Here is a 23,674-nt window from a genome sequence, read left to right on the forward strand (position 1 = left end):
AACTGCCAGCGCACCTCATCAGAGCAATGTCTCCAGCTCCGGCAGGATCGTGAACAGATCCCCCACCAGGCCGATATCGGCAATCTCGAAGATCGGCGCATCGCCGTCTTTGTTGATCGCCACGATCGTGCCGGCATCCTTGATGCCGGTCAGGTGCTGGATGGCACCGCTGATGCCGACAGCCACGTACAGTTCCGGCGCGATGATCTTGCCGGTCTGGCCGACCTGCAGGTCGCTGGGCACATAGCCGGCATCGACGGCGGCGCGCGAGGCACCGACGGCCGCGCCGAGCTTGTCGGCCAGCTGGAAGATGACCTTGAAGTTCTCCTCCGAGCCGACGCCACGGCCACCGGAGACCACGCGCTTGGCGCTCTGCAGGTCCGGGCGGTCGCTGGCACCGGCGGCCAGGCCGATGAAGCGGGTGTGGGTCGGCAGGGCAGCATCGACGCTGGCCGCTTCAATGGCGGCACTGCCGCCCTGGGCGGCTTCCGGCCACGACGCGGCGCGCACGGTGGCGACCACGATCTGGTCGGCCGGGGCTTCCACGGTGATGATCGCGTTGCCAGCGTAGATCGGGCGCTTGAAGGTGTGGCTGCCTTCGACGGTCATCAGGTCGGAGACCTGGTTGACGCCGAGCAGGGCGGCCACGCACGGCATCAGGTCCTTGCCGAAGGTGGTCGACGGGCCGAACACGTGGCTGTAGCCCTTGGCCAGCTGTGCGATCTGCGGCGCCAGGACCTGCGCGATGGCCTGCGCGTTGGCGGCGTTGGCCACGGTCAGGACCTTGGCAACGCCGGCGATCTTCGCGGCTTCAGCGGCGACGGCGGCCGGGTCGGCGGCCAGCACGACCACATCGATGCTGGCGCCGCTGATGGCGGCGGCGGCGCTGACGGTCTTGGCGGTGGCGGCGTTGAGCTTGCCGTCGTGGTGCTCGGCGATGACGAGAATCTTGCTCATTACAGCAACCCCTTCTGCTTGAGTGCGGCAACCAGTTCGGCCGCGTCCTTGACCATCACGCCCTTGCTGCGCTTGGACGGCGCGGCGTACTGGGTGGTCTTGAAGGTGTCGGCGGCTTCAACGCCGAGATCGGCCAGCTGCAGGGTCTCCAGCGGCTTGGCCTTGGCCTTCATGATGTCCGGCAGCTTGATGAAGCGCGGTTCGTTCAGGCGCAGGTCGGTGGTGACCACGGCCGGCAGGTCCACTTCCAGCGTTTCCAGTCCGGCGTCGACTTCGCGGGTCACCGTGGCCTTGCCATCGGCAATGTCCAGCTTGCTGGCGAAGGTCGCCTGCGGACGGCCCCACAGCGTGGCCAGCATCTGGCCGGTCTGGTTGGCGTCGTCGTCGATGGCCTGCTTGCCGAGGATCACCAGGTCCGGCTGTTCCTTCTCGATCAGCTTGAGCAGGGTGCGTGCGGCGGTCAGCGGCTGGATGGCCTGGTCGGTGACCACATGGACCGCGCGGTTGGCGCCCATGGCCAGGCCGTTGCGCAGATGCGCCTGGGCATCGGCCGGAGCAATGGTGGCGACCACGACTTCGCTGGCGATGCCCTTGTCGCGCAGGCGCAGGGCTTCTTCCAAGGCGATTTCATCGAAGGGGTTGGGGGACAGCTTGACGCCGTCGGTGACCACGCCGGAACCGTCCGGCTTGACCTGAATGCGGACGTTGTAGTCCACCACGCGCTTGTACGCGACGAGGATTTTCATCTGGTACGGGGTCCTTCAATAACGGAGAGAGCGTCCGGTCCTCGCACAGCAACCGGTTCGGGGGTGGGATCCCGATTCTAGCGGGTGACGGGGCACCATGCGAATGCGTATGGTTTTGCTGCGATGCAGCAGAATCCGCGAGGCCCTGCGTGTTGTTCACGGTGTGAGGGCAGTAGTGAAGGTGCCCCCGATGTATCCTGTTGCGCTGAGTCGGGCTGCCGGGTGCGGCCCACATGGATCATCAACAGGAGAACAGGTAGTGCCCACATGGCTTGTCACCGGCGGTGCCGGATTCATTGGCGGTAACTTTGTTCTCGAAGCGGTCGCCCGTGGCATCAAGGTCATCAACCTCGACGCACTGACCTATGCCGGCAACCTGACGACGCTGTCCAGCTTGGACGGCAACCCGCACCACGTGTTTGTGCAGGGTGACATCGGTGACAGCGCGCTGGTATCCCGCCTGCTGGCCGAACATCGGCCGGATGCGGTGCTGAACTTCGCTGCAGAAAGCCATGTGGACCGTTCGATCGATGGTCCTGGCGCCTTCATCCAGACCAACGTGGTTGGCACCCTGGGCCTGCTGGAAGCGGTACGTGACTACTGGAAGGCCCTGCCGGCCGAGCAGGGCGCGGCGTTTCGCTTCCTGCATGTGTCCACCGACGAGGTGTACGGCACCCTGGGTGAGACCGGCAAGTTCAGCGAAACCACCCCGTATGCGCCGAATTCGCCGTATTCGGCGTCCAAGGCCGCCTCCGACCACCTGGTGCGTGCGTTCCACCACACCTACGGGCTGCCGGTGCTGACCACCAACTGCTCCAACAATTACGGCCCGTACCATTTCCCCGAGAAGCTGATCCCGCTGGTGATCGCCAAGGCGTTGGCCGGCGAGCCGCTGCCGGTGTACGGCGATGGCAAGCAGGTGCGCGACTGGCTGTTCGTGTCCGACCACTGCGAGGCGATCCGTACCGTGCTGGCCAAGGGTCAGGTTGGCGAGACCTACAACGTCGGTGGCAACTCGGAAAAGCAGAACATCGAAGTGGTGCAGGCCATCTGCGCGCTTCTGGACCAGCGTCGCCCGCGTGAGGATGGCCAGCCGCGCAGCAGCCAGATCACCTACGTGGCCGACCGCCCGGGTCATGACCGCCGCTACGCGATCGATGCGTCGAAGCTGAAGAACGACCTGGGCTGGGAGCCGGCCTACACCTTCGAGCAGGGCATCACCTTCACCGTCGACTGGTACCTGGACAACCAGGCATGGGTCAACGGCGTGCTCGACGGCAGCTACCGTCTGCAGCGCATCGGCACTGCGGCCTGAACCCAGGAGACCTCATGACCCAGCGCAAGGGCATCATCCTCGCCGGTGGCTCCGGCACCCGGCTGTATCCGATCACCAAGGGCGTCAGCAAGCAGCTGCTGCCGGTATACGACAAGCCGATGATCTACTATCCGCTCAGCGTGCTGATGCTGGCGGGCATCCGCGAAGTGCTGATCATCAACACTCCCCATGAACAGGCTCTGTTCCAGCAGCTGCTGGGCGATGGCTCGCAATGGGGCATGGACATCCAGTACGCAGTGCAGCCCAGCCCCGATGGGCTGGCGCAGGCCTATCTGATCGGTCGCGACTTCGTGGCCGGCAAGCCGAGCTGCCTGGTGCTGGGAGACAACATCTTCCACGGGACCGGCCTGCGCGAGGTGCTCAGGCGTGCCGACCAGCGGGATGCAGGTGCCACGGTGTTCGGTTACTGGGTGAATGATCCGGAACGCTATGGCGTGGCCGAGTTCAACAAGGATGGCAGAGTGATCGATCTGGTCGAGAAGCCCGAGAATCCGCGTTCGAACTATGCTGTGACCGGCCTGTATTTCTATGATGGAAAAGCCAGCGAGTACGCGGCCGAGTTGAAGCCTTCGCCGCGCGGCGAGCTGGAAATCACCGATCTCAACAAGCGCTATCTGGCAGAGAGCAACCTGCACCTTGAAGCACTGGGTCGCGGCTACGCCTGGCTGGATACGGGTACCCATCAGTCGTTGCTGGAAGCCTCGAACTTCATCGAGACCATCCAGACCCGGCAGGGCCTGCAAGTGTGCTGCCCTGAAGAGATCGCCTTCGGGCAGGGCTGGATCGATGCGGCCAAGCTTGAGGAACTGGCTGCACCATTGAGCAAGAATGGCTATGGCCAGTATCTGGTCAAGCTGTTGCAGCGTGGTGTCGTGCCGTGAAAGTCATCGAGACGAGTCTGGCTGGATGCAAAGTGATCGAGCCGAACGTGTTCGGCGATGCCCGCGGATTTTTCTTTGAAACATGGAATGCCGACCGGTTCGCTGAGGCGGGGCTGGAGGGCGGCTTCGTACAAAGCAATGTTTCGTCGTCGAGCAAGGGCGTGCTGCGTGGCCTCCATTACCAGTGGCCGCGCCCGCAGGGCAAGCTGATCTCGGTGCTGCAGGGTGAAGTCTATGACGTCGCGGTGGACATCCGCCGCGGCTCGCCGACCTTCGGACGCTGGGAAGCGGTGATCCTGAGCGCCGAAAACAAGCGGCAGTTCTGGATTCCAGAAGGGTTCGCGCACGGCTTCGCTGTGCTTTCTGATACGGCGCTGTTCAACTATCTGTGCACCGATGTCTACGTAAAGGAGGCCGATGCTGGCGTACGCTGGAACGATGCCGATATCGCCGTGGATTGGCCGGTCAGTGCACCGACGTTGTCGGCCAAGGACGAGAACGCGCCGTTCCTGAAGGACATCGCTGAGGACCGCCTGCCGGTCTACACCCCATGACGGTGCTGGTCTTCGGCGGCAACGGCCAGGTCGGTCAGGAACTGCTGCGCGCTTTGGCACCACTGGGTACGGTGTTGCCAACCACGCGCAGTGGCCGGTTGCCAGATGGCCGTGCCTGCGAAACGGCCGATTTCAGCCAGCCCGACAGTCTGCCGGCGCTGCTGGACCGCCTGCAGCCGTCGATCGTGGTCAATGCTGCGGCCTACACGGCTGTGGATCGTGCCGAGCAGGACGCAGAGGCCGCCTTCGCTGCCAATGCGCAGGCGCCGGGTGTGATCGCACGATGGTGTGCGGCGCATGGCGTGCCGTTCGTGCATTACTCCACCGACTATGTGTTCGATGGTCAGGGTTCCGCGCCGTACCGCGAAGATGAGTCGACTGCACCGCTGGGTGTATATGGCACCAGCAAGCGAGATGGTGAGGATGCCGTACGCGCGGCCGGTGGCCGCCACCTGATCTTCCGCACGGCCTGGGTCTATGCCTCGCACGGCGCGAATTTCCTGCGCACCATGCTGCGCGTAGGTGCCGAGCGTGATGCGTTGCGGGTAGTGGCCGACCAGATCGGTACGCCGACCCCGGCCGCGCTGATCGCCGATGTTACCGCGCAGGCGCTGCAGCATCCGGATCAGCTGTCTGGTACCTGGCACCTTACCGCCAATGGCCAGACCAGCTGGCATGGGTTCGCCGAGGCGATCTTCGCCGAAGCGTTGGCCACCGGCGTACTGGTCAAGGTGCCGACCGTCGAGGCGATTCCCAGTTCCGAGTATCCGACCCCGGCCAAGCGTCCAGCCTGGTCGGTGCTGGACAACCGCAAGCTGCAGCAGGATTTCGGCATCGTGCTGCCGACCTGGCAGGACGGCCTGAAGCGGGTGATGGCGGAGATTGCCTGACCCGGTAGGCGACGTGCCGACCAACGGTCGGCACCCGCCCCGACCAACAGTCGGCACCCACCAGCGGGCGCCGCGTCAGTTGCGCCCGTACGTGTCCTCGAACCGCACGATGTCATCCTCGCCCAGGTAGCTGCCCGACTGCACTTCGATCAGCTCCAGTGGCAGCTTGCCGGGATTGCGCAGGCGATGGGTCACGCCCAGCGGGATGTAGGTGCTCTGGTTCTCGCTGAGCAGGATCACCTCGTTGCCGCGGGTCACCTCGGCGGTGCCGCTGACCACGATCCAGTGCTCGGCGCGGTGGTGATGCATCTGCAGGCTGAGCGTGCCGCCGGGCTTGACCGTGATCCGCTTGACCTGAAAGCGCTCGCCGTTGTCGATCGAGTCGTAGGCACCCCAGGGGCGGTACACCTTGCGGTGCCAGGTCGCCTCGCTGCGGCCTTCGGCCTTCAGCTTGGCCACCACGGTCTTGACCTCCTGCATGCGGTCAGCCTTGCCGACCAGCACCGCATCGTCGGTCTCGACCACGACCACATCATCCAGCCCGACCAGTGCGACCAGGCGCTGGGCATAGGCATAGGTGTTGCGGCAATCGATGGCGATCACATCACCCTGGTGGGCATTGCCGTCGCCATCCTGCTGCGAGACATCGCGCAGTGCGGTCCACGAGCCGACATCGTTCCAGCCGGCATCGAGCGGGATCACCACCGCGTCGGCGGTCTTTTCCATCACCGCGTAGTCGATCGAGTCCGAGGGCACGGCGGTGAAGGCGTCCTTGTCCAAGCGCGTGAAGTCCGCATCGCGGCGAGCCTGCTGCCAGGCCTGGCGGCTGCTGGCCAGCATTTCCGGCTGGAAGCGTTCCAGCTCCCGCAGATAGCGCGACGCCTTGAACAGGAACATGCCGCTGTTCCAGTAGTACTGACCGCTGCTGACGTAGCCGGTGGCGGTCTCCAGGTCGGGCTTCTCGACGAAACGTTCGACCGCGCGCACGCCCTGTCCATCAGCGGCCTTGATATAGCCATAACCGGTTTCCGGGCCGGTCGGGACGATGCCAAAGGTCACCAGCTTGCCGGCGTCGGCGGCACTTGCTGCGGCCTGCACTGCACTGCGGAAGGCCGCTTCGTCGGTGATCACATGGTCGGAGGGCAGCACCAGCAGCAGCGCGTCGGTACCGCCACGGGTGGCCTCCAGCGCGGCTACGGCAATCGCCGGCGCAGTGTTGCGGCCCACCGGTTCCAGGATGATCGCGGCCGCCTCGGCCCCGACCTGCTGCAGCTGTTCGGCGGCAACGAAGCGGTGTTCCTCGTTGGCAATCACCAGCGGACCACGCGCCGCCAGTGGGGCGACGCGTTGCCAGGTGGCCTGCAGCATCGTCAGCTCGCCGGCCAGTGGCAGGAACTGCTTCGGGTAGGCCTCGCGCGAAAGCGGCCACAGGCGGGTACCGGATCCGCCGGACAGGATGACGGGCTGGATGCTGCTCATGCGGGCCTCGGTTACTGCTGGATGAGACGGGAGAGTTCGTCGGTACGCGCCTGCATCAGCGACGCGTCACCACGCGCTTCGACGTTCAGGCGCAGCAGCGGCTCGGTATTGGAGCTGCGCAGGTTGAAGCGCCAGTTGCCGAAGTCGGCACTGATGCCGTCGGTGTGGTCCAGCCTGGGCGATTGCGCGGCGAAGTGTTCCATCACGCGCGCGACGGCGGCCTTGGCATCGGCCACCTTGAAGTTGATCTCGCCGCTGCACGGGTAGGCTGCCATGCGGTCTTCGACCCAGTCGGCCAGCGAACGGCCGCTCCCGGAAACCAGCTGGGCGATCAGCAGCCACGGGATCATGCCCGAGTCGGCATAGGCGAACTCGCGGAAATAGTGGTGCGCGCTCATCTCGCCGCCGTACACCGCGTCTTCGGCACGCATCTTTTCCTTGATGAAGGCGTGGCCGCTCTTGCACTGCACTGGCACGCCACCGGCCTGCTCGACCATGTCCACGGTGTTCCAGACCAGGCGCGGGTCATGCACGATCTTGCCGCCGGGATGGCGCGCCAGGATCGCCTTGGCCAGCAGGCCGACCAGGTAGTAGCCCTCGATGAAGCGGCCGCTGTGGTCGAAGAAGAAGCAGCGATCGAAGTCACCGTCCCACGCGATGCCGAAATCGGCGCCATGTTCGCGTACGGCGTCGGCGGTGGCGGCGCGGTTCTCCGGCAGCAGCGGATTGGGAATGCCATTGGGGAAGCTGCCGTCCGGCTCGTGGCAGATGCGGATGAACTCGAACGGCAGGTGCGGTGCCAACAGGTCAACGATGGCGCCGGCGCCGCCATTGCCCGCATTGACCACCAGCTTCAGCGGCTTCAGCTTGCCGGCATCGACATAGCTCAGCAGGTGCTGGATGTAGGCGCTCTTGTCATGCTGGGCGACCTGGCCGGCACGCGGCGGCTGGGCCTCGGCGGTGTCGGCGGCCACTGCATCGGAAATCGCGAACAGGCCGGTATCGGAGCTGATCGGCCGTGCGTTTTCCTTGACCAGCTTCATGCCGTTGTAATCCATCGGGTTGTGGCTGGCGGTGACCATCACGCCGCCGGCTGCGTTCAGGTGGTCGGTCTGGAAATAGACTTCCTCGGTGCCGCACAGGCCGATGTCGATCACTTCCCGCCCGGTACCGCGCAGGCCGGCCGCCAGCGCGTCCTGCAGCGCCGGGCTGGTCAGGCGCACGTCGTGGCCTAGGACCACCGGGCCCGGCGCGAGCTGCGCAGCCAGGGCCACGCCGATGCGGCGAGCCAGGTCTTCGTTCAGTTCCTCGGGCACGCGGCCACGGATGTCATAGGCCTTGAAGGCGGGCAGGGGCATCGAAGCAGTCCATCCGGATAGAGAAACCTGATTATAGCGGGAGGGTCTGCAAACGGCCGGTGAGTCAGGGACGCCCGGCGGGTAGCGCCGACATGGAAGTGGGGCGGGCCGATTCCCCGTCGATGGGCCATGGCCAGCAGGCAGTTCGCATACAATTGCGCGCTGACGACCGAGGACATGGCCCGCGTGGCCATCGCCGATTGGCCTGCTGTTCCAGAAGGATCGAGGTTTGCTTTGAAATTCACTCACGATCAGAAACGCGTGCTGGTGACCGGTGGCGCGGGCTTCCTCGGGTCGCATCTGTGCGATCGGCTCATCGCGGGCGGCGATGACGTCCTCTGCGTGGACAACTTCTACACCGGTAGCAAGGCGAACGTGGATGGGCTGCTGGGCCACCCACGGTTCGAGCTCATGCGCCATGACGTGACGTTCCCGCTCTATGTGGAAGTGGACCGGATCTTCAACCTGGCCTGCCCGGCGTCACCGATCCACTATCAGCAGGACCCGGTGCAGACCACCAAGACCAGCGTGCATGGCGCGATCAACATGCTCGGCCTGGCCAAGCGTCTGCGCGCGCGCATCCTGCAGGCCAGCACCAGTGAGGTGTACGGCGATCCGGAAATCCATCCGCAGGTAGAAGGCTACTGGGGCCGGGTCAACCCGATCGGCATCCGCAGCTGCTATGACGAGGGCAAGCGTTGCGCCGAAACGCTGTTCTTCGACTACTGGCGCCAGCACCAGCTGGAGATCAAGGTCATGCGCATCTTCAACACGTATGGCCCGCGCATGCATCCCAATGATGGCCGGGTGGTCAGCAACTTCATCGTGCAGGGGCTGAAGGGCGAGCCGATCACCATCTATGGTGATGGCAGCCAGACGCGCAGCTTCTGCTATGTCGATGACCTGATCGAAGGCATGTTGCGGCTGATGGACTCGCCAGCTGATCTCACCGGTCCGATCAATATCGGCAATCCGTCCGAGTACACCATGCTGGAACTGGCCGAGACCGTGCTCCGCCTCGTCGGTGGCAGGTCGAAGATCGAGTACCGCCCGCTGCCCTTGGATGATCCACGCCAACGCCAGCCGGATATCAGCCTGGCCAAAGCGGATCTGGGCTGGGAGCCCAAGGTCGGCCTGGAGGACGGCCTGAAGGAGACCATCGCCTATTTCCGCCATCGCTTGCAGGCCTGAGGTGGCGACGATGCGAAAGATCGTGGTGATGCCGGTCTACGAGGATCTGGAAGCCTCCTCGAAGCTGTTTGTCGAGCTCGCCCGCACCCAGGGCCCGGACACCTATTTGGTGGCCGTGGACGACGGCTCGGTGCGGCAGCCATTGCCGATCAGCGCCATTGAGGCTTCAGGGTTGGAGGGCGTGGTGATCCGCCTGCGTCGCAATGTCGGGCATCAGCGTGCGATCGCCATCGGCCTGGGCTATGTGGCCGAACACTTCGATGGCAATGACATTGTCGTGGTGATGGATTCCGATGGCGAGGATACGCCGGAGAGCATCACCGAACTGGTGGCGGGCCTGGATTCGGCCGATGTCGACGTGGTGGTGGCCAGTCGTCGCAGCCGGGTCGAATCGCTGAAGTTCAAGTCGTTCTACATTGTCTACAAGCTGCTGTTCTCGCTGCTCAGCGGGCGCCAGATCAGCTTCGGCAACTTCATGGCGGCGAAGATGCCGGCGGTGCGCCGGTTGGCATCGATGCAGGAGCTGTGGATCCACGTTGCAGCCTGCGTACTGGGCTCTAAGCTGCGCGTGCAGACCTGTGCGCTGGATCGTGGTCCGCGCTATGCCGGCCGCAGCAAGATGAACTTCGTCGGCCTGGCCCTGCACGGATTCCGTGCACTGATGGTGTTTGCCGAGGATGTGCTGGTACGCGTGGGCATCGCCTGCACCATGGTGGCGGCACTGTCGATCATCGGCGGCATCGTCGCCACCGGGCTGAAGATGCTGGGCTTTGCATCGCAGGGCTGGTTCTCGCTGGCATTCGGCATCCTGGTGCTGGTGTTCCTGCAGACCGCGGCACTGACGCTGATCATCCTGATGTTGTCGGGGATGATGCGCGGCGGTGGTGTCATGAGCGTGGGCAGCTATCGCGAGTTCGTCGACGAGGTCCTGCATGCCGGCCGCCGCAGTGGCTAAGGATGCGCTGGGCGGACAGGCCGTCCGCTACGTGATCAATGGCCTGCTCGCCACCGCAGTGCACTATGGAGTGCTGCACTTCAACATTGAGGTGCTGCACATCCCGTTGGCCGCGGTGGCCAATGCGATTGCAGCGGTCTTCGGCATCACCGTATCGTTCCTCGGCAGCCGCTACTTCGTTTTCCATGGCAGGCAGGGCAGCCTGGCGCGGCAGGGCTCGCTGTTCCTGCTGATCTACGCGGCGATCGCCGTGCTGCATGCGCTGGTGATGTACGTCTGGGCCGATCGATGGGGTCTGGACTATCGCATCGGATTCGTATTGGCCACGGGGATGCAGATGGCTTTCAGCTTCGTTGCCAACAAATTCCTGGTGTTCAAATGAACAAGTATCTGCGTGCCGCGCTGGCAACCCTGGCGTTCATTGCCACCCTGCTGCTGGTCTACTACGTCCACATGCGCCAGTTCCGCGTGAACGTGGTGCTGTATGCCAGCATCCTCGACGCGGTGATCGCCGTGGTGGTGGTGTTTGCGGGCCTGTACGCGTTGAAGTGGTTCAGGGATTTCAGCCGCCTCGAGCTGATCCAGCTGGCCGCCATCTGGCTGCTGGGAGGCTACGTGTTCGCGATTTCGGTCCCGACCGTCATCGATCGTTCGCTGTCCTTCTACATCCTGGAGAAGCTGCAGCAGCGTGGTGGCGGCATCCGCGAGGATGCCTTCCGGCAGGTCTTCATCGAAGAGTACGTCCCCGAGCACCACCTGGTGGAAGTGCGCCTGACCGAGCAGCTGCAGTCTGGAACCGTGCAGATCCATGATGGTTGTGTGCGGTTGACCGCGCGCGGCGAGCGCCTCGCATCGTTTGGCCGCTTCTACCGGCAGAACCTGCTGCCGACCCATCGCCTGCTGATGGGGGAGTACACCGATGCGCTCACTGATCCTTTCCGCGACAGCCGGATGCCGTCCGACTACCGTTGCCAATAGCCCGGGTGCTGCTGGCGCATTGGTTTTTCCGTTGGTTCCTTGAAACGTTTCATGGATGACATGACCTCCACCTCTCCCCCCCCGCGTACTCCGCGCCGAGACCTGGCGATTGCCGGGGCCCTGGCGCTGCTGTTGGCCGCTTCCCTCGTATCGGTCGCCAAGCGATCTGACTATCAGACATCGTTGCTGCGCCAGGCCTTCGCTGAGGACGCGGGATTCGAGGCATCCGTACCACGCGAGGTGGTGGATGCACGTGGTCTGGTGCGCGCGCAGCCGATCGCTCCCTCGCTGCTTTCACTCGGGCAGGGGCTGAAGGACGACCCATTGATCCAGCAACGCATGTGGGAGGCGCTGTATCCGGTCCGGTTCAGCGATACCGATACCCCGCAGCGCCTGCTGAGGGCCGGTGATCCGTTGGTTGACCAGTGCCACGTCCAGGGGAGGAGCGGAGATGTCGTTCTTGCCGACTGCCGCTGAACCAGGGCGCCGTGCGGCGCTGGCCATGCTGGTCTCCATTCTTCTCTGCTACGGCCTGGCCGCCGTGGGCCTGATGGGCTGGCCGGTGCAGGTGGCATTTGGCGCGGTCGTGCTCAGCGCGCTGCTCGCCCTGCCGGCTGTGCGTGACCTGCGTACCGCCCCTCTGGTCCTGGCCGTGCTGGTGCTGGTGTTGATCGCACTGGGAAGCCCCAGCGATGGCTGGGACCCGCGTTCAATCTGGCTCTTCCATGCCAAGCGGATCTACCTGGAGGGCACGTTGTACGCCCAGCTGGATGATTACGCGCCGTGGAGCCACAACGACTATCCTGCACTGGTTCCGTTGTTGATGGCCTGTGCAGCAGGTTTGGCTGGGCACTGGAACGAGCTGCTGCCCAAGGCGGTGGCACCGCTGCTGCTGCTGCCGGCACTGCTGCTGATCGCCCCGAGTTTCCGCTCGCGCTGGTGCGGCGTGCTGTTCGCAGTGCTGCTGCTGCGCCTGGCGCGCGACATGCTGATCAACGGCTACATGGATCCGCTGGTGGCGGTCTACGCCGTCGCTGCCGTGGCGACAGCGATGCGCCACCGCATGTCCGGGAAGCACGGTGGTAGTCGCGAGCTGGTCGCATTCATGTTGCTGGTGGCCGTGCTGTCGATGTTGAAGAACGAGGGGGCCGTGCTTGCGGCCCTGTTGACGGCCGTGGTGCTGGGCGAAGGTGTGCTGCGTGAGCGTCGCCTGGGCTGGCACATCCTCCTGGCCGCGGTTGTGGCCCTGCTGCCACTGCTGGCATGGAAGCTGGCCGTCGGGCAGGCAGGGGTTGGCAATGACCTGGCGGGAAGCGACATGAAGGTGCAGCTGCTGGCGCGGCTTGGCAGCGAGGGCAGTACCCTGCCGATCGTCGGGCGCCTGCTGCTGGATGTCTGGGTGCTGGTGCCGCTGCTGGTGCTGGCGGTGCTCTGGCGCCCGGTGCTGCGGGTTCCGGCGGCATCGGTTGCCGTGCTGGCGGCGCTGGCGTATGCAACGCTGCTGTTCCTGGTCTACCTGGGAACACCACATGACCTGGACTGGCACCTGCGCAGCAGCGTCGACCGTGTCCGCATGCCGGTGACACTGCTGCTGGGGTTTGCAGTGCTGCTGGCACTGGAACATCGCGCCACGGCGAAGATGCCGCGCGCGCGTTGAGCCGGAACGCGCCGCGGCGTCATGCTGCGGCGCATCCCAGCGGTAGGCAGGTGTAGCGCTAGAATGCGCTCATTCTTCCCGTGTGGGGCTGTAGAAATGGAACACGTGACTTCCACCGGCAAGCGCGGCAAGCGCTTCGCCAGTGCGGCGCAGGCGCTGGAGGGCGTGGTCGCCGATGGCCAGACCCTGGCCGTGGGCGGCTTCGGCCTGTGCGGCATTCCCGAGGCGCTGATCGCCGCGCTGCGTGACAGCGGGGCCAAGGGCCTGACGGTGATCTCCAACAACGCCGGTGTCGATGGCTTCGGCCTTGGCCAGCTGCTGGAGACGCGCCAGATCAGGAAGATGATTTCGTCCTACGTGGGCGAGAACAAGGAGTTCGAGCGGCAGTTCCTGGCTGGCGAACTGGAGCTCGAATTCAATCCGCAGGGCACCCTTGCCGAGCGCCTGCGTGCTGGCGGTGCAGGCATTCCTGCGTTCTTCACTGCCACCGGCTACGGCACGGTGGTGGCCGAAGGCAAGGAGACGCGCGAGTTCGACGGCAAGCACTACGTGATGGAAACCGCCCTGCGCGCCGACGTGGCGCTGGTCAAGGCGTGGAAGGCCGACGAAGCTGGCAACCTGGTGTTCCGCAAGACCGCGCGCAACTTCAACCCGGCCTGCGCGATGGCCGGCAAGGTCTGCATTGCGGAGGTCGAGGAGGTCGTGCCGGTGGGCGCCATCGATCCGGACCAGGTGCACCTGCCGGGTATCTACGTGCACCGTATCGTGCACAACGCACACCCTGAAAAACGCATCGAGCAGCGCACCGTCCGCGCGGAGGGCAACTGACATGGCATGGACCCGCGATGAGATGGCGGCACGTGCCGCCCGCGAACTGACCGATGGTGCCTACGTGAACCTGGGCATCGGCCTGCCGACCCTGGTCGCCAACCACATTCCCGAAGGCGTGGACGTGTGGCTGCAGTCGGAAAATGGCCTGCTGGGCATCGGCCCGTTCCCGACCGACGCTGAAGTCGACGCGGACCTGATCAATGCCGGCAAGCAGACCGTGACTGCACGCGCCGGTGCCAGCTATTTCGGCAGCCATGACAGCTTCGCGATGATCCGTGGCGGCCACGTCAACCTGGCCATTCTCGGCGCCATGCAGGTCACCGACAAGGGTGACCTGGCCAACTGGATGGTGCCCGGCAAGATGGTCAAGGGCATGGGCGGCGCGATGGACCTGGTGGCCGGCGTGCAGCGCGTGGTGGTGCTGATGGAGCACACCGCCAAGAATGGCGAGCACAAGATCCTGGCCGAATGCACGCTGCCGCTGACCGGCGTCGGCGTAGTTGATCGCATCATCACCGACCTGGCCGTATTCGACGTTACCGACGAGGGGCTGCTGCTGGTGGAAGCGGCACCGGGTGTCGGCGATGACGAACTGAAGGAAAAGACCGGCGTCGCGTTCCAGCGTGCCTGATGTTCCGGGGGCGGCCAAGCGCCGCCCTGTTCCTTGAGGGGCCGCCATGTTGTTCCTCCACGATCTGCCCGATGCGGACGTCCAGCACTTGCCGGGCTGGCTGGCTGCGGCCGACGCCGACCGGCTGATGGCCGCGCTGCAGGCCGAAGTGCCATGGGAGGTACATCGCATCCGCATGTTCGGCAACTGGGTGGAGTCGCCGCGGCTGAGCTGCTGGATCGGCGACCCGCAGGCCCGCTACCGTTACTCCGGTGCCGAGTTCGTGCCGTACTCATGGCCGCCCGTGCTGCAGGCCGTGCGTGAGCAGCTGCAGGACGGGAACATCGGTCGTTTCAACAGCGTGCTGCTGAACCGCTATCGGGATGGGGGAGATCACATGGGATGGCACAGTGACGATGAGCCGGAGCTGGGGCCGGCACCGGTGATTGCTTCGGTGAGCCTTGGTGCTGCGCGCCGCTTCCTGCTGCGACGGCGCGATGAGCCGGCGCGCAGGACCGAGTTCGTCCTGGGCCACGGAGACCTGTTGTTGATGGGCGGGCAGACCCAGCGCTTCTACCAGCACGCGCTCCCGAAGATGGCGCGGGTTCGCGGGGAGCGGATCAACCTGACGTTCCGCTGGATTCATTCACGCACGGCGGGCGCGCGTACCGGAGCCTAGCGCCGGACCAGATCGATGGCGGCGGTCAACAGGCCACGCCCGAAGTAGCCGTAGTTGCCGGAGAACACCTCTGCCATCACCGCGGGAATGCGGCGAAGGCGTGCAGGGCCCATCCCTGTGCGTACCGTCAAGTGCCGCTGCTTCCGTTCAATCCACTCCAGGCGCGATCCGGGCAGGCCCAGCGCGCGTGCGCGGGCCAGCAGCTGCTCGCACTGCAGTCGTTCGATCTCCAATTGGCGTTCCCGCCTCACCTCGCGCGAGACGCCATCCTGGTCGCCAAGCCCCACCTGGTTGTTGCCGTGCAGGCGGTAGCCGATCAACGGCTCGGGTAAGCTGTCGATCTCCCCTCGCATGGCCGCCAGCGTGCTGATCCAGGCGTCGTGGACCCAGCCCGAAGCAGGAAGAGGCAATGCATCGTCCAGAACCTGGCGACGCAGCGCCATTGCCGCCCCTGTCATCAGCGGACGCTTGAGCAGCAGCTCGAAACCGTGGCCTGCATGCATCCGCACATGCTCCGAAGGCCGGTACCCCAACGCGGAAAACAACCGTTTGGACAACATCCGGCCGGATCCGTCGATCAGTTGCGCATCGCTGTGCAGTGCCAGCAGCTCAGGGCGGGCATCGAACTCGGTGCAGAAACGTTGCAGCTTGTCCGGGTACCAGAGGTCATCCTGGTCGCACAGGAAAATGAGGTCGCCGGTACAGGCGCGGAGCGCGCCGTCGAAGTTCTGCCGATAGCCGACGTTGCGGGCATTCACCTGCAGGTCCACCGCGATGCCCAGGGCCTCTGCACGAGGCACGAACGAACGCAGCAATGCCAGGGTACCGTCGGAGGACGCATCGTCACGGATCACGAGCTGATCCGGATGGCGTGTCTGCGCCAGCAGGCTGTCCAGCTGCTCCTGCAGGAAGCGCTCGCCGTTGTAGGTGCAGACGGCGATGGAAACGGATGAGGTCATCGGGAGACGGTGCAGCCAGGTGCAGCCAGGATGCGTCGAGTATCGCATGCCTCCATCGAGACCCTCCCGCCCTCCGTGGCGCGCACGCCGGCCATTGATCAGTGCAGGGCGCCCGGCTGATCGTTCTGCCCGCTGACCAGCGTCCACCCCACCATGTCCTGCGCCAGCTGCTGCAGGCCACGCTCGAACGCGGCGGTCACGGCCGGCACATCGGTGCTGCCGACCGGCTGGGCCTGGCGGAACGTGCGGTCGGCCACCACGCGCTGGTCGGCGACGTGGATCAGCTTGGCGTTGACCTCGATCACCACCGTCGGCGTGGCCTGGCCCTGGTAGTCCGACTCGAAGCGGCGTACGTCGGTGGACAGCTTGTAGTCGGCGCGGATGCCGGCGGTGCTGCGCGCCACGCCGCGGATGCGGCCGGAGTCCTCGAAGCCACGCAGCAGGGTGTCCTCGATCATGTCGGTGGCCGGTTGCGCCCAGCTGGCGCCCTTGTAGATCTCCAGCTGCGACGGGGTCGGCCGCACGTTGATGCGCGGGCTGTCGACCATGCGCGCGGCGCTGGGCTTGGCCAGTACCAGCTGCCAGCTGGCCTGCGGCCACGCCGGATCGGCCTTCACCTGCACGGCGGGCGAGTACAGCGTCACTGCGGTTTTCTCGCTGCTGCCAAGGATGGAGCAGCCGCCCAGCAGGGTGGCCAGCGAAGCGGCCAGCAGCAGGCGCGGAAGGGGCATCGGGCTCATTTGGGTTCGAACTCCTTCGGTGCGTCGCGGCCCAGCAGATAGCGCGCGGGGTTGTTCTCGAGGCGGTCGCTGACCCGGCGCAGGTCGCGGATCAGGCCGCGCAGTTCGGTCAGCGTCGGGCCCAGCTGGCCGAGGCCATCGTTGGCGAAGCTGTTGATCGCGGCGCGGTTCTCGCCCAGGATCGAATCGGCGTTGCCGGCGGCCGAGTCGAGCTTGGCCAGGGTGCCGTCCAGCTTGTCGATGATGCCCGGCAGCTGCTGCACCAGGTTCTTGTCCAGGCGCTCGATCGTACCGTTGGTGGTCTTAAGGGTGGTGTCCAGGCTGCGGGCGGCGTCGCGCGCGCTGAGCAGCAGCGCCTGGGTACCCTGGTCGCGGTCGGCCAGGCCGCCGCTGATCGTCTCCAGGTTGGCCAGCGTCGCATTGATCGAGGCCACGTTGCGGTCGCTGAGGATCTGGTCCATGCGCTCGACGATGCGGTTGGCAACGTCGGTGATGTTCTGCAGCGCCGATGGCGTGGTCGGGATGATCGGGGCCGGGTCCTTGTTGACCGTGGTCAGCGCAGGCGACTGCGGCGTGCCACCGCTGAGCTGGATGATCGACGGGCCGGTCAGGCTGGTGATCGCCAGCTTGGCGCGGGTATCGGTCTTGACCGGGGTGGTCGAGTTCAGGCGGATGCGAGCGACCACCTGGCGCGGGTCGTCCGGCACCAGGTTCAGTTCGATGATCGAACCGACCGCGATGCCGTTGTACTGCACCGGGCTGCCCACCGACAGGCCGGTCACCGCCTCACGGAACACCACGCGGTATTCCTGCCAGGTACGGTCGGAGGAGTACTTGGCCGCCCACAGGCCGAAGGCCAGAAGGGCCAGGCCGGTGATCAGGGTGAACGCGCCGATCAGCACGTAGTTGGCTTTGGTTTCCATGGCTCAGGCACTCTCGATCTGTTCGCCGCGCGCGGCACGCGCACGCGGTCCGTGGAAGTATTCCTGGATCCACGGATGATCCAGTTTCTCGATGTCCGGCAGCGGCGCGTTGGCCACCACCTTGCGGTCGGCGATCACCGCCACCCGGTCGCAGATCGCGTACAGCGTGTCCAGGTCGTGGGTGATCAGGAACACGGTCAGCCCCAGCGCTTCCTGCAGGGTCTTGATCAGGCGGTCAAATGCCGCCGCACCAATCGGGTCGAGGCCGGCGGTGGGTTCATCCAGGAACAGCAGGGGCGGGTCCAGCGCCAGCGCCCGGGCCAGGCCCGCACGCTTGCGCATGCCGCCGGACAACTGCGATGGCAGCTTGTTGATCGCATCGGCGGGCAGGCCGGCCAGCTTCACCTTCAGCAGCGCGAGCTCGTAGTGCCAGCGCTCGGGCAATTCGCGGTGGTGTTCCTTCAAGGGCACCTGCACGTTCTCGCCCACGGTCAGCGAAGAAAACAGGGCGCCATCCTGGAACAGCACGCCGGTGTTGCGTTCGATGTGCAGTCGGCTCTCGGCATCGTCGGCACGCGCATCGCGGCCGAGCACTTCGATCTGTCCGGCGTCGGGCGTGCGCAGGCCGAGGATCGAACGCATCAGCACCGACTTGCCGGTGCCCGAGCCTCCGACCACGCCCAGGATCTCGCCGCGGCGCACGTCCAGGTCCAGGTCTTCATGCACGGTCTGGCTGCCGAAGCGGTTGACCAGCCCGCGCACGCGGATGGCCAGGTCGTGGCCTTCGCCGTCCTGCATGGGGATTTCTTCGGGAGTCGTATGCGTGCTCATGTCACCAGTCCATGTGCATGAACCACAACGCCGCGAAGGCATCGATGATGATCACCAGCGAGATGGTCTGCACCACGCTGGAGGTGGTGCGTTCACCGACCGACTGCGCCGTGCCTTCCACCTTCAGGCCTTCCAGGCAGCCGATCAGGCCGATCACCAGTGCGAACACCGGGGCCTTGGACAGGCCGACCAGCATGTGCCGCACTTCCATGGTTTCGTGCATGCGCGCGATGTACATCTGCGGCGGGATGTCTAGGTCGAACGCGCCGACGGTGATACCGCCGGCCAGGCCGGCAACCATCGCGATGAAGGTCAGCAGGGGCAGGGTGACCAGCAGCGCCATCAACCGTGGCAGCACCAGCAGGTCGATCGGGTCCAGGCCCAGCGTGCGCATGGCATCGATTTCCTCGCGCGCCTTCATCGCACCGATCTGCGCGGTGAACGCACTGGCGGTGCGGCCGGCCAGCACGATCGCGGTCAGCAGTACCGCGAACTCGCGCAGGAAGGCGATGTTGACCAGCTCGACCACGTAGATCTCGGCGCCGAAGTCGCGCAGGATGGTCGAGCCGAGGAAGGCGATCACCGCACCGACCAGGTACGACAGCAGCGCCACCAGCGGTACTGCGTCCAGCCCGACCTGCTCCATCTGGTGCACGGTGGCGGTCAGTCGGAAGCGACGGGGCTCCTTGACCAGCCGGGCTGCCTTGACCAGGTTTTCGCCCAGGAAACTGCACAGCGCCTTGATATTGTGGCCAGTGGCATGGACGCTGACACCGAGCCGTTCCAGCGCGGCCAGCACGCCGAAATCGCGCTTGGGCCTGGGCCGGTCGTCGGCCACTTCCTCGATGGTGCAGACCAGCGCCTGGTGATCCGGGCGGAACTGCAACGCGTCCTCGCCGAGATCGGCGCGATGGGCCACCCGCAGCACCTGCAGCACGCCGGCCGAATCCATCTTCTCGATGCCGGTGGCGTCGATGCCGGTCAGTGTGTCGGGAACGCCGCGCAGGACTTCGGCCGCGGCCAGCGCGGTCTTCAAGGTCCAGGTGCCGGACAGGCGGATCAGGCCCGGGTCATGGGCGTCCTGTTCGAGCTGGGGGGCGTGGTTCGGGGTCACTTGGGCCATTCGGGTCGCAGCATAACCGTTCTGTCTGGGGCATCGCGTCGAACCCGGATGAATTTATCCAGTGCGGCCCGGCAGTAGGTAATACTACGGCGCATGTCCGCAGACGCTCACACGATCCCCACGCCCCAGGCCACCTACGCGCAGCGCGTGGCCTTTGTTTCCGAGATCGCCGGACGCCTGCACAGCTACGGCACCACGGCCCAGCGCCTGGAAACGGCAGTGGTGGCACTGGCCCGCCAGCTCGATCTGGATTGTGAACCGTGGTCGAATCCCACCGGTATCATCCTCAGCTTCAGCGACCCGGCACAGGCGATCGGCTCCAGCGACATCACCCGCGTGATCCGCCTGGCGCCTGGCGAGAACGACCTGCACAAGCTCAGCGTCGCCGACCATATCGCCGAGGAAGTGTCCAACGGCCGGATGAGCATCGCCCAGGGCCACACCGCGCTGCGCCAGCTGGACAAGGATCCCGGCCGGCGCGGCAAGTTGCGCACCATCCTTTCGTTCACCCTCGGCGCTGCCGGCGTGGCCGGCATGTGGAAGCTGCCGTGGCTGGACATCGCCACCGCCGGTGTCATCGGCCTGATGATCGGCCTGCTCGGCATGGTCACCGACCGTCGCCCGGCCACCCGCGAAGCGGCCGAGGCGCTGGCGGCGCTGCTGGCCGGCATGGTCGCAACCCTGGTCGCGTCCTTTGTCGGCGCACTCAACCTCAACACGGTGATCATCGCCTCGCTGGTGGTGTTGCTGCCCGGCATGTCGCTGACCAATGCGGTCAATGAACTCGCCAGCCAGCACTGGGTCTCCGGTACCGCGCGCTTCGCCGGCGCGTTGACCACCATCATGAAGCTCAGCGTGGGCGCGATGATCGCGGTGACCCTGGCCGACGTACTCGGCCTGGACCCGGTGATCCGCGCCACGCGGCCGCAGGGGCCGTGGGTGGAGTGGGGTTCACTGCTGACCGCAGCATTCGCCTTCGCGATGTTGTTCAAGGCCAACCGCCGCGACTATCCCTGGGTAATCGCCGCTTCGGTGGCCGGTTATGCGATCTCCAAGTTCGGCGGCCACGCCTGGGGTGCGCCGGCCGGCATCTTCCTGTCGGCGATGCTGCTGACCGCCGGTGGCAATCTGTTTGGCCGCCTGGTGGGCCGACCGGGCGCGATCATCCGCCTGCCCGGCATCATCATGATGGTGCCCGGCAGCACCAGCCTGCGCGGCGTGCTGACCCTGGTCCAGCAGCAGGATGTCGGCGCTGGCCAGAGCGTGTTCCTCACCGTGCTCAACGTGGTGATGGCGCTGGTGGCCGGCCTGCTGTTCGGCAACCTGCTGATGCCGGCGCGCAAAACCCTGTAGAGCCGAGCCCATGCTCGGCTTTGCATATGGATAGCCGAGCGTGGGCTCGGCTCTACAAACAAGAAACGCCGGCTTCCGCCGGCGTTTTTCATTGCAACCTGATCCTGGCCTCAGGCCTTCTTGATCAGGAAATCTTCCGGCTTCTTGTTGCCCTTGGCGGTCAGCTCGGCCATCCAGCGCGGCTGCTTGCCACGACCGGTCCAGGTTTCCTTCGGGTTGGCCGGGTTGCGGTACTTCGGTGCCACCTTGCCCAGCTTGCGGCCGGCGGTCTTGGACGGTGCCTTGGCTGCCGGGGCGGCCTTGCGCGCGCGCGGGGCCGGGGCGCCGCCGAACAGTTCTTCGATGGTGTAACCCTCGGTCTTGGCCAGCTTGGTCAGCTGGGCCCGGACCTTGGTGATTGGCCGGCGCTTGGCGACGATGGTCTGCTGCTTCTTGGCGGTGCGGATCAGGGCGCCCAGTTCGCGTGCCGACAGGCCGGTCAGGTCAATGCTCATTTACGGTTACTCCGGAAACTAATGTGTGGACGGGACGAGCCAGTCCATGGCGTCGCAGCACAGAATAGAGATGAATTATTCCAAGCACAAATGCAGACAGGACAGGGCTTGGCGACGTACCGGCTGCATTGCGTCGATTTTGACCGGATTATGTCCGCTGCAATATCGGTGACGTGGCGGAAACGCAAAAAAAGACCGGGGCATGCCCCGGTCCTTTCTGCGATCAGCCCTGCAGTCGCTGCAGCAGGGTGGCCTTGTCCAGGCTTTCCGCTTCGCTGGCGCGGCGCGAGCGGTACTCGTAGGTACCGGCGGCCAGGCCACGCTCGCTCACCACCACGCGGTGCGGGATGCCGATCAGTTCCATGTCGGCGAACATCGCGCCCGGGCGCAGGCCACGGTCGTCCAGCGCGGCATCGAGGCCGGCGTCGCGAAGTTCCTGCAGCAGGCTGGACGCTGCATCGGCGACGGCAACGTCGCCCTTCGGGTTGATCACGCACACCACCACCTGCCACGGCGCCATCGCGTCCGGCCAGATGATGCCGGCATCGTCATGGTTCTGTTCGATCGCGGCAGCCACCACGCGCGAGATGCCGATGCCGTAGCAGCCCATCGCCATCACCGCGGCCTTGCCGTTCTCGTCCAGCACGGTGGCATCCAGTGCTTCGGCGTACTTGCGGCCGAGCTGGAATACGTGGCCGACTTCGATGCCGCGGGCGATCTTCAGTTCGCCGCCGTCCAGCGCGCGGTCACCGGCACGCACGTTGCGGATGTCGGCCACTTCCGGTTCCGGCAGGTCACGGCCCCAGTTGACGCCGGCCAGGTGGAAACCAGCTTCGTTGGCGCCGACGACGAAGTCGGACATCGCGGCCACTTCGCGATCGGCGACCACGCGGATGGCCTTCGCAGGCGCGACCGGGCCGAGGAAGCCGGGCACGCTGCCCAGGTACTCGGCGATCTCTGCTTCGCTGGCAAAGCGTTGCTCGTCCAGGCCGGCGACCTTGGCCAGCTTGATCTCGTTGACTTCATGGTCGCCGCGCACCAGCACCAGCACGAACTGCTGTGCGTCGCCTTCGCCGGCGACCAGCGCCACCGACTTCACGGTGCGCTGCAGGTCGATGCCGAGCAGGGCCGCGACGTCCTCGCAGGTCTTCTGGGTGGGCGTGTCGACCTTGCGCATCGCTTCAGCGGCGGCCGCACGCGGGGCCGGATCGGCGCTGATCGCCGCTTCCATGTTGGCCGCGTAATCCGAGCCGGTGGAGAACACCAGCGCGTCTTCGCCGGAATCGGCGATCACGTGGAATTCCTGCGAGGCATCGCCGCCGATCGCACCGGAGTCGGCCTGCACCATGCGGAAATCCAGGCCGAGGCGGGTGAAGATGCGGCTGTAGGCCGACTTCATGTTCTCGTACTCGCGCACCAGGCATTCATCATGCAGGTGGAACGAGTAGGCGTCCTTCATCAGGAACTCGCGCGAACGCATCACGCCGAAGCGTGGGCGGATCTCGTCGCGGAACTTGGTCTGCACCTGGTAGAAGTTCACCGGCAGCTGCTTGTAGCTGGACAGCTCGCTGCGCGCGAAGTCGCAGGCGGCTTCTTCGGCGGTCGGGCTGTAGCAGAAGACCTGGTCCTTGCGGTCCTTGATCTTCAGCAGCTGCGGGCCGAACTTCTGCCAGCGACCGGTCTGCTCCCACAGTTCCTTCGGCTGGATGGTCGGGATCTGGAATTCCACGGCACCGGCACGGTCCATTTCCTCGCGCACGATGCGCTCGACCTTGCGCAGCACGCGCAGGCCCAGCGGCGACCAGGTGTACAGGCCCGATGCAAGCTTGCGGATCATGCCCGCACGCAGCATCAGCCGGTGGCTGGTGAGCTCGGCGTCGCTGGGAGTTTCCTTGGTGGTGTGCAGGTGGAACTGGGAGAGGCGCATCGTCGGCTTCGGATAACGGCAGAGACGCCTATTCTGCCAGCCCGGCCGGGGTGGGGGTACTGGCAGGGCTGCGCCCTGCACCCGCCTCAAGCAACGTCAACTGCAACTGCCGAAGCAACGGCAAAGGCGGACTTCCCGTGGGATGGCGGGGTGGGTCCGGTTGCGGGGGACGCCGTAAATACGTCCCTGTAGGCTCGGTCGCGCCATCCATGGCGCTCACGC

25 protein-coding genes are annotated in these 23,674 nt (G+C 65.6%); 14 read left to right on the forward strand and 11 right to left on the reverse strand.

The window, feature by feature from the left end:
• Positions 1–18: 18 nt before the first annotated feature.
• Positions 19–957: an electron transfer flavoprotein subunit alpha/FixB family protein gene (locus QRO91_RS07200; protein ID WP_197632505.1), complete on the reverse strand. Its 939-nt coding sequence runs from the start codon at positions 955–957 to the stop codon at positions 19–21.
• Entirely contained in the window at positions 957–1,703 is a 747-nt protein-coding gene (locus QRO91_RS07205; RefSeq protein WP_014035896.1) for an electron transfer flavoprotein subunit beta/FixA family protein, read from the reverse strand. The genes QRO91_RS07200 and QRO91_RS07205 overlap by 1 nt, the downstream gene beginning before the upstream one ends.
• 259 nt (positions 1,704–1,962) lie before the next feature.
• On the opposite strand from QRO91_RS07205, the gene rfbB reads away from it, so the two are divergent.
• Genes rfbB through rfbD form a run of 4 tightly spaced genes read left to right on the forward strand, consistent with a single transcriptional unit; the run spans position 1,963 to position 5,364 of the window.
• Positions 1,963–3,018, forward strand: a complete 1,056-nt coding sequence (rfbB, locus tag QRO91_RS07210; protein ID WP_049427939.1) for a dTDP-glucose 4,6-dehydratase — start codon at positions 1,963–1,965, stop codon at positions 3,016–3,018.
• 14 nt (positions 3,019–3,032) lie between these two features.
• Positions 3,033–3,920, forward strand: a complete 888-nt coding sequence (gene rfbA, locus QRO91_RS07215; RefSeq protein WP_049427937.1) for a glucose-1-phosphate thymidylyltransferase RfbA — start codon at positions 3,033–3,035, stop codon at positions 3,918–3,920.
• A complete protein-coding gene (gene rfbC, locus QRO91_RS07220; protein WP_049427936.1) occupies positions 3,917–4,474 on the forward strand; it encodes a dTDP-4-dehydrorhamnose 3,5-epimerase in 558 nt (185 codons plus the stop codon). The genes rfbA and rfbC overlap by 4 nt, the downstream gene beginning before the upstream one ends.
• On the forward strand, positions 4,471–5,364 hold the full coding sequence (rfbD, locus tag QRO91_RS07225; protein WP_197620101.1) for a dTDP-4-dehydrorhamnose reductase: 894 nt from the start codon (positions 4,471–4,473) through the stop codon (positions 5,362–5,364). The genes rfbC and rfbD overlap by 4 nt, the downstream gene beginning before the upstream one ends.
• 75 nt (positions 5,365–5,439) lie before the next feature.
• Here rfbD and QRO91_RS07230 read toward each other — a convergent pair whose 3' ends face one another.
• The gene (locus QRO91_RS07230; protein ID WP_049427934.1) at positions 5,440–6,843 is read right to left on the reverse strand and encodes a mannose-1-phosphate guanylyltransferase/mannose-6-phosphate isomerase; all 1,404 of its coding nucleotides are present in this window, start codon (positions 6,841–6,843) and stop codon (positions 5,440–5,442) included.
• A gap of 11 nt (positions 6,844–6,854) precedes the next feature.
• Positions 6,855–8,201: a phosphomannomutase/phosphoglucomutase gene (locus tag QRO91_RS07235; protein ID WP_049427933.1), complete on the reverse strand. Its 1,347-nt coding sequence runs from the start codon at positions 8,199–8,201 to the stop codon at positions 6,855–6,857.
• 234 nt (positions 8,202–8,435) lie between these two features.
• Between QRO91_RS07235 and QRO91_RS07240 the strand changes: the two genes are divergently transcribed.
• The 9 genes from QRO91_RS07240 to QRO91_RS07280 all read left to right on the forward strand — a co-directional run bounded on the left by QRO91_RS07240 (position 8,436) and on the right by QRO91_RS07280 (position 15,102).
• Complete coding sequence (locus tag QRO91_RS07240; protein WP_197650571.1) at positions 8,436–9,392, forward strand: UDP-glucuronic acid decarboxylase family protein; 957 nt, start codon at positions 8,436–8,438, stop codon at positions 9,390–9,392.
• A 10-nt stretch (positions 9,393–9,402) separates the two neighbouring features.
• Positions 9,403–10,347 (forward strand): glycosyltransferase, encoded by a 945-nt coding sequence (locus tag QRO91_RS07245; protein ID WP_197620102.1) that lies wholly within the window; start codon positions 9,403–9,405, stop codon positions 10,345–10,347.
• Positions 10,325–10,729 (forward strand): GtrA family protein, encoded by a 405-nt coding sequence (locus QRO91_RS07250; protein ID WP_049427932.1) that lies wholly within the window; start codon positions 10,325–10,327, stop codon positions 10,727–10,729. Before QRO91_RS07245 ends, QRO91_RS07250 begins: the two co-directional genes overlap by 23 nt.
• Positions 10,726–11,325, forward strand: coding sequence for a hypothetical protein (locus tag QRO91_RS07255; protein WP_049427931.1), 600 nt, complete (start codon positions 10,726–10,728; stop codon positions 11,323–11,325). Before QRO91_RS07250 ends, QRO91_RS07255 begins: the two co-directional genes overlap by 4 nt.
• Before the next feature lie 51 nt (positions 11,326–11,376).
• Positions 11,377–11,802 carry a hypothetical protein gene (locus QRO91_RS07260; RefSeq protein ID WP_049427930.1) on the forward strand — a complete coding sequence of 142 codons (426 nt, stop codon included), beginning with the start codon at positions 11,377–11,379 and terminating at the stop codon, positions 11,800–11,802.
• Positions 11,777–12,982 (forward strand): hypothetical protein, encoded by a 1,206-nt coding sequence (locus tag QRO91_RS07265; protein WP_049427927.1) that lies wholly within the window; start codon positions 11,777–11,779, stop codon positions 12,980–12,982. The genes QRO91_RS07260 and QRO91_RS07265 overlap by 26 nt, the downstream gene beginning before the upstream one ends.
• A 96-nt stretch (positions 12,983–13,078) precedes the next feature.
• On the forward strand, positions 13,079–13,810 hold the full coding sequence (locus QRO91_RS07270; RefSeq protein ID WP_049427926.1) for a CoA transferase subunit A: 732 nt from the start codon (positions 13,079–13,081) through the stop codon (positions 13,808–13,810).
• Position 13,811: 1 nt separating this feature from the next.
• Complete coding sequence (locus QRO91_RS07275; RefSeq protein WP_049427924.1) at positions 13,812–14,444, forward strand: CoA transferase subunit B; 633 nt, start codon at positions 13,812–13,814, stop codon at positions 14,442–14,444.
• A gap of 46 nt (positions 14,445–14,490) precedes the next feature.
• The gene (locus QRO91_RS07280; RefSeq protein ID WP_197620103.1) at positions 14,491–15,102 is read left to right on the forward strand and encodes an alpha-ketoglutarate-dependent dioxygenase AlkB; all 612 of its coding nucleotides are present in this window, start codon (positions 14,491–14,493) and stop codon (positions 15,100–15,102) included.
• Here the strand turns inward: QRO91_RS07280 and QRO91_RS07285 are convergent.
• The 5 genes from QRO91_RS07285 to QRO91_RS07305 form a co-directional block, all read right to left on the reverse strand.
• The gene (locus QRO91_RS07285; RefSeq protein WP_049427920.1) at positions 15,099–16,061 is read right to left on the reverse strand and encodes a glycosyltransferase family 2 protein; all 963 of its coding nucleotides are present in this window, start codon (positions 16,059–16,061) and stop codon (positions 15,099–15,101) included. The genes QRO91_RS07280 and QRO91_RS07285 overlap by 4 nt on opposite strands.
• A 98-nt stretch (positions 16,062–16,159) precedes the next feature.
• Entirely contained in the window at positions 16,160–16,801 is a 642-nt protein-coding gene (locus QRO91_RS07290) for an ABC-type transport auxiliary lipoprotein family protein (protein ID WP_049427918.1), read from the reverse strand.
• Positions 16,798–17,724 (reverse strand): MlaD family protein, encoded by a 927-nt coding sequence (locus QRO91_RS07295; RefSeq protein ID WP_033835489.1) that lies wholly within the window; start codon positions 17,722–17,724, stop codon positions 16,798–16,800. Before QRO91_RS07295 ends, QRO91_RS07290 begins: the two co-directional genes overlap by 4 nt.
• A gap of 3 nt (positions 17,725–17,727) precedes the next feature.
• Positions 17,728–18,555: an ABC transporter ATP-binding protein gene (locus tag QRO91_RS07300; RefSeq protein WP_049427916.1), complete on the reverse strand. Its 828-nt coding sequence runs from the start codon at positions 18,553–18,555 to the stop codon at positions 17,728–17,730.
• A gap of 1 nt (position 18,556) precedes the next feature.
• Entirely contained in the window at positions 18,557–19,678 is a 1,122-nt protein-coding gene (locus QRO91_RS07305; protein WP_049427915.1) for an ABC transporter permease, read from the reverse strand.
• Positions 19,679–19,771: 93 nt separating this feature from the next.
• On the opposite strand from QRO91_RS07305, the gene QRO91_RS07310 reads away from it, so the two are divergent.
• Entirely contained in the window at positions 19,772–21,031 is a 1,260-nt protein-coding gene (locus QRO91_RS07310; RefSeq protein WP_049427914.1) for a threonine/serine exporter ThrE family protein, read from the forward strand.
• A gap of 110 nt (positions 21,032–21,141) precedes the next feature.
• Here QRO91_RS07310 and QRO91_RS07315 read toward each other — a convergent pair whose 3' ends face one another.
• Together QRO91_RS07315 and QRO91_RS07320 are read right to left on the reverse strand one after the other, a co-directional pair.
• Positions 21,142–21,525: an H-NS family nucleoid-associated regulatory protein gene (locus tag QRO91_RS07315; protein ID WP_005408004.1), complete on the reverse strand. Its 384-nt coding sequence runs from the start codon at positions 21,523–21,525 to the stop codon at positions 21,142–21,144.
• Between the two features lie 223 nt (positions 21,526–21,748).
• Complete coding sequence (locus QRO91_RS07320; protein ID WP_049427911.1) at positions 21,749–23,452, reverse strand: proline--tRNA ligase; 1,704 nt, start codon at positions 23,450–23,452, stop codon at positions 21,749–21,751.
• Positions 23,453–23,674 lie beyond the last annotated feature (222 nt).

The organism is Stenotrophomonas maltophilia group sp. Smal32, assembly GCF_030237085.1.
GTDB lineage: Bacteria > Pseudomonadota > Gammaproteobacteria > Xanthomonadales > Xanthomonadaceae > Stenotrophomonas > Stenotrophomonas maltophilia_Q.